The 3,780-nt window shown below is 53.7% G+C and carries 5 protein-coding genes; all 5 read left to right on the top strand.

What is annotated here, in order from left to right; genetic code table 11:
* A partial coding sequence (locus tag Q1K23_RS08480; RefSeq protein WP_300363809.1) for a mechanosensitive ion channel domain-containing protein occupies positions 1-692 on the top strand: 692 nt, incomplete at its 5' end.
* A 120-nt stretch (positions 693-812) separates the two neighbouring features.
* Complete coding sequence (locus tag Q1K23_RS08475) at positions 813-2,060, top strand: Nramp family divalent metal transporter (RefSeq protein WP_300363807.1); 1,248 nt, start codon at positions 813-815, stop codon at positions 2,058-2,060.
* A 148-nt stretch (positions 2,061-2,208) separates the two neighbouring features.
* On the top strand, positions 2,209-2,778 hold the full coding sequence (locus tag Q1K23_RS08470) for a VTT domain-containing protein (protein WP_300363805.1): 570 nt from the start codon (positions 2,209-2,211) through the stop codon (positions 2,776-2,778).
* Positions 2,775-3,074 carry a hypothetical protein gene (locus Q1K23_RS08465; protein ID WP_300363803.1) on the top strand — a complete coding sequence of 100 codons (300 nt, stop codon included), beginning with the start codon at positions 2,775-2,777 and terminating at the stop codon, positions 3,072-3,074. Before Q1K23_RS08470 ends, Q1K23_RS08465 begins: the two co-directional genes overlap by 4 nt.
* Positions 3,071-3,721, top strand: coding sequence for a MarC family protein (locus tag Q1K23_RS08460; RefSeq protein WP_300363801.1), 651 nt, complete (start codon positions 3,071-3,073; stop codon positions 3,719-3,721). Before Q1K23_RS08465 ends, Q1K23_RS08460 begins: the two co-directional genes overlap by 4 nt.
* Positions 3,722-3,780: the final 59 nt, after the last annotated feature.

Genomic DNA, 3,780 nt, shown 5'->3' with positions numbered 1-3,780 from the left:
GCGCCCTCAACGTCATCGGCGTCAACCTCTCCTCCATCGCGCTGGTCGCCGGCGCACTCTCCGTGGGTATCGGTTTCGGCCTCCAAAACGTCGTCTCCAACTTCGTCTCCGGAATCATCCTGATGTTCGAGCGAAGCATCAAGATCGGCGACTACATCGAGTTCGACGAGAACCTGCGCGGCCACGTCAGCGACATCCGGATGCGTTCGACGACGATCACGACCAACGCCAACATCGACGTCATCGTCCCCAACCAGGATCTGATCCAAAACCGCGTCATCAACTGGACCATGAACGACCGTATCCGGCGTTTCGACATCCCCTTCGGCGTCGCCTACGGCAGCGATGTGGACCGGGTCATCGAAGTGGTGCTCGAAGCGGTCAAACAGAGTGGCTTCACCGACATCCTCACGACCCCGACGCGCAGGACCCGGGTCATCATGACACAGATGAACGAAAGCAGCGTCGATTTCGAGCTCCATGTCTGGATCAGAGGACGGGAGACCCTCTACCCCAAACGAACCCGTTCCAGATTTCTGATACTCATCTACAAAACACTCTATGCCAACGGCATCGAAATTCCTTTTCCTCAGCGTGATATCCACATACGGTCCATCGATGGCGAGATCCCTCTCGCACTGCACGGGAAAGAAAAAATCGGGAGGAATCCCGGGGGAGACAAAGACGAATAAGATGGAAAAGGCGTGTAAAAATCCCGTCGTTACCGTCGTTTACCGTCGGAAGCTGTCATGCGGCGTAACGCGCCGAAATTTTTACAAAGTTTACCCGCTCGGAAACGGGAGGGGCCGATCATGACTATCAAAGAAAAAATCCGTACCGATATCGAAAAGAACAGAGCGCGTATCAAAGCGTTGGGCCCCGGGCTTATCACCGGCGGGGCTGGCGACGATCCTGCCGGTATCGTCACCTATACGGTGGTAGGTGCCACGACCGGTTTTTCCCAACTCTGGCTTCTGCTTCTTTCCACACCGATGCTCATCGCTGTGCAGAATATGGTTGCGCGCATCGCCATCGTAACGGGGAAGAGTCTCCCGGAAATCACGACGGCGTACTACTCCAGAAAACTGACCATTTTCATGATAACGGTTCTTGCGGTAGCGAACATACTGACGATCGGAGCCGATCTCAACGCCATCGCCGCAATTTTGCATATCGTCAGCGGTTTTCCTGCCGTATACTTTCTCATCCCGATCACCGCAATGATAGGCTATCTCATCACTTTCGGAAAGTATCGGTTCGTCAAGGGTGTTCTGATCGTTTTGACGACGGTTCTCGGTGTCTACATTCTTTCCGCCGTATTGGCGAAACCGCCGCTGCTGGAAGTTCTGAAAAACACATTCATCCCCCACATAAAGGCCGACTCCGCATGGATCTTCGCAGCTCTCGGTATGCTCGGTACCACGATATCGCCCTATCTGATGTTCTGGCAGGCATCCGAAGAGAAAGAGGAAAAAAAGAGCGTCGTCCAGGCGGACGAAGTGAGCTTCGATACAATTACCGGCATGCTCTGGTCCAATCTGCTCGCATACTGTATGATCGTCACAGGAGCCGTCGTTCTCTATGGAACAGACGCCGACATCCAGGACATTTCGACGCTGGCCGACACGCTCCTTCCGTTGACCGGAGAATACGCCTTCGCCCTCTTCGGTTTCGGCATCGTCGTCGCCGGCTTTCTCGCCATTCCCGTACTTGCCGGCTCCACCGCATACGCTGTCGCCGACACGTTTGGATGGCGGGAGGGGATGGACTACAAAGTAAGCGATGCGAAAGGTTTCTATATCGTTTTAGTGGGAGCGTTGGTAGTGGGGGATCTCGTAGATATGTTTCCGGGCATTACCGTAGTCGATGCGCTCTACTACTCCCAGGTCCTCGACGGCATGCTCATCCCTCTGCTGATCGGCATCGCCCTGACGATCACCAACAACCGCACCGTTATGGGGGAGTACACCGGGACACGATTCCAGAACGGTTTTTCCATTCTGGCCCTGCTCTTCACGACGGCACTCACACTGGTGATGATATGGCGGTGCTTTGCATAAAATACGACCTGCGCGATCGGATGATCATGGTGAAGATAAAGAGTCTGCAGGAGATGTATCAAAGTGGTACAATAAGTTTCGAGGTTGACGAAGCAACCAGACTCGAACTCGATAACCGGCTGTTGCGGCTTGAAAAGATGGGGGCACGATGATATTCAATCTATTTTCCTATCCGGTCCATCTCCTGATGACCCATGGGTACGCCGCACTTTTCGTATGGAGCGTACTGGAAGGAGAGATCGGCCTTATGCTGGCCGGTTGGCTCGCCTCGGAGCACAAAGTCTTCACCTACTCCGATGCCGTCATGGTCGCGATGGCGGGTGCGGCGATCGGTGACCTGTTGGTCTTTATGGCGGGCAGGCTCTTCGAAAAGAGAGCATTGGCCTGGCTCGACGCCCATCCCGCAAAGAAAGCCACAGCCCTGGAATGGCTGAAAAAGTGGGGGCCTTTCGTCATCGTCTTTGAACGATTCGTCTACGGCACCCATATCCCCGTACTTCTGACGATCGGTATGTCGGGTTATAGTTTTCTCAAATTTCTCTTTTTCGATCTGTTGGGGATCGTGCTATGGGCTTTCACTTTCGTCTCGATAGGTTTCTATTTCGGCCACAGCGCCATCGACGTGATCCTTTTCGCCCAGAAAAACATTTTCGTCGTTCTCTTTTTCATCGCCCTTTTCGCCCTGATACTCTTTTCCCAAAATGGAGACAACCGATGACAAAAGCGCTCTTTTCACCTCTTTCAATGGCGATTTTTCTCCATGCCGCGGACCTCAATGACACGCTCATACGCGATACGACGCAGACCTGCGAATCTCTGCCGGCCTCACTGAAAAAAAAGATACTAAAAAGCGACGATACGGCACTGTGGAAGGCTCTGCTCCATAAACTCGTCAACCTTTCGAAAAATCATCCTGCCGAAAAGATCGTCATCAAACGTATCGACGACCGGATCAACCTGCTTCGGGCAAAAAAGAGAAATCTTCCCGACGCAAAAAAGGGAAAGAATTCATGACCTCCTCATACGTTTCGACACTGCTTCATGACACGGTCGCGCTCGTCACGATACTCAACCCGCTCGCGGCGGCGAGTATCATGATTTCGATGATCTCTCCAGCGACCCCGACCATCATCCGACCCGTCGCCTGGCGGGCGACATTGACGGTTCTGATCGCTTCTCTCGTGACCCTTTTTACAGGAGAGCTCATTTTCAAGCTCTTCGGTATCAACGTCCTTTCGATCAAAGTGATCGGCGGGATCATCCTGATGATGATCGCGATCAACATGGCCTACGGCCAGGCGAGCAAATCGCGTCACACCCCCGAAGAGCGGGACGAAGCGGAAGAAAAAGAGGACATATCCGTGATCCCGCTCGGGATCCCGATCCTCTTCGGTCCCGGCGTCATCGCGACGATCATCGTCCTCAACAACACCAACACACAGACATACGGAAGCACATGGAGCTATACGTTGGTCACACTCTCCATTCTCCTTTCGATCGTGACCGTCTATCTTTCCCTTCGATACGCCGGTATCATCAACCGCTTTCTCGGTGTCACCGGAATGAAGATACTGACCCGTATCATGGGGCTCATCGTCGGTGCCATCGCCGCCCAGTTTCTCGTCGGCGGCATCAAAGGGCTCTGGATGCAGATAGGTTGACCCGATGCCCATCGTCGCCCGCATTCTCACCCTTTCCGTCACCGTAGGCGTCACGACGG

The sequence above is a fragment of the Hydrogenimonas sp. genome (assembly GCF_029933015.1).
Classification (GTDB): Bacteria; Campylobacterota; Campylobacteria; order Campylobacterales; family Hydrogenimonadaceae; genus Hydrogenimonas.
Note: the sequence above shows the minus strand (reverse complement) of the source record. Positions and strands in the feature narration are given on the sequence as shown.